The organism is Allobosea sp. CER48, from assembly GCF_044752385.1.
Taxonomy (GTDB): Bacteria; Pseudomonadota; Alphaproteobacteria; order Rhizobiales; family Beijerinckiaceae; genus Allobosea.
Map to the genome: position 1 here is coordinate 1 of NZ_JBIWYK010000544.1, position 1,854 is coordinate 1,854.

1 protein-coding gene is annotated in these 1,854 nt (G+C 64.5%); it reads left to right on the forward strand.

Annotated features, from left to right (window positions below):
* Positions 1-1,854, forward strand: a 1,854-nt coding sequence (locus ACIPIA_RS15340; protein ID WP_400510795.1) for a bifunctional 2',3'-cyclic-nucleotide 2'-phosphodiesterase/3'-nucleotidase, incomplete at both ends; no start/stop codon positions are given.

The following is a 1,854-nucleotide window of genomic DNA, read 5'->3' on the forward strand; positions in this document are numbered from 1 at the left end:
CTTCCGGCAGCGGCCCAGACCCCGGCGCGGCTGAAGCTGCGCGTGCTGGAAACGACGGATCTGCACGTCAACGTCGTGCCCTACGACTACTTCCGGGATGACCCCGACGACACGGTCGGCCTCGCCAAGACCGCCAACCTGATCAAGGCGGCGCAGGCAGAGGCCAGGAACAGCCTGCTTTTCGACAATGGCGACTTCCTGCAAGGCACCGCTCTGGGCGATTACATCGTCTACAAGAAGGGGCTGAAGGCCGGCGACACGCACCCGATGGTCGCCGCGATGAACGCCCTGCCCTATCTCTGTGGGACGCTCGGCAACCACGAGTTCAACTACGGGCTGGAGTTCCTCGAGCACGGCCTGGGCAAGGCCGAGTTTCCGATGGTCTGCGCCAATGTGGAGCGCGTGGGCGGCGGCAATCTGGTCGATGCCTGGCGGCTGTTCGAGCAGAGCTTCGAAGACGAAGCAGGCAACCGGCACGTGCTCCAGATCGGCGTGATCGGCTTCGTACCGCCGCAGATCATGCAATGGGACAAGGCGAACATCGACGGCAAGCTCATCGCCACCGATATCGTCGACGCGGCCGAGAAGCACCTGCCAGACCTGCTCGACGCGCAGCCCGATCTCGTCATTGCGCTCTGCCATTCGGGCATCGCAGGTGGCGAACGGCGCGGAATGGAGGAGAACGCCGCGCTTCACCTCTCCAGGGTCGAGGGGATCGACGTCATCCTGACCGGCCATCAGCACCTGGTCTTCCCCGGCGGCAAGGCCTTCGACGGCATCGTCGGCGTCGACAACATCAGGGGCTCCCTCAACGGCAAGCCAGCCTGCCAGCCGGGCTTCTGGGGCTCGCATCTCGGCATCGTCGACCTGGAACTGGAGAAGCGTGGCGAACACTGGAAGATCGCCGAGTTCAAGGTCGAGGCCAAGCCGATCTACGAACGCACGCCAGATCGCAAGATCGTGCCGAAAGCCATTGCCGAGCCCGGGATCCTGTCGGCCGTGAAGGCCGACCATGACGCGACTCTCAACTATATGCGCGAGCCCGTCGGCAGCACGGCGTCGCCGATCAATTCCTATTTCGCACTGGTCGCGGACGATGCCTCGATCCAGATCGTCGCCGAAGCACAGATTGCCTATGCCAAGCCGCTGATGGCGCAGACGCGCTGGAAGGACCTGCCGATCCTGTCGGCCGCCGCGCCTTTCAAATCGGGTGGGCGCGCCGGCCCTGCCTTCTATACCGATATCCCGGCCGGGCCGCTGGCGCTGAAGAACATCGCCGACATCTACCTTTACCCGAACACGGTGCAGATCGTGAAAGTCACCGGCGCGGATATCCGCGAATGGCTGGAACGTTCCGCCGGTATCTTCAACCGCATCGACCCGGCGAAGAGCGGGGAGCAGCCGCTGATCAACCCGGCCTTCCCGGCCTTCAACTTCGACGTCATCGACGGCGTGACCTATCGCATCGACGTCACGCAGCCCTCGCGCTACGACAATGACGGCAAGCTCGTCGCAGCCGCTGCGCATCGCATCCGCGACCTCGCCTTCTCGGGAGAGCCCATCGACGAGCAGGCCGAGTTCCTCGTCGTCACCAACAATTACCGAGCCTCGGGTGGCGGGAACTTCCCGGGCACGAAGACGACCATCGTGCTCGAAGCGCCCGATCTCAACCGCGACATCATCGTCCGCCATATTCTCGGTCGGAAGTCGATCGAACCAAAGGCCGATGGCAACTGGTCGCTGGCGCCGCTTCCGCCCGGGCTCGACGTCACGTTCCTGACCGCGCCCGCGGCGGCCGGCAAGCTGCCTGTCGGCCTCAGGATCACGCCGGCGGGCGAAACGACGGAAGGTTTT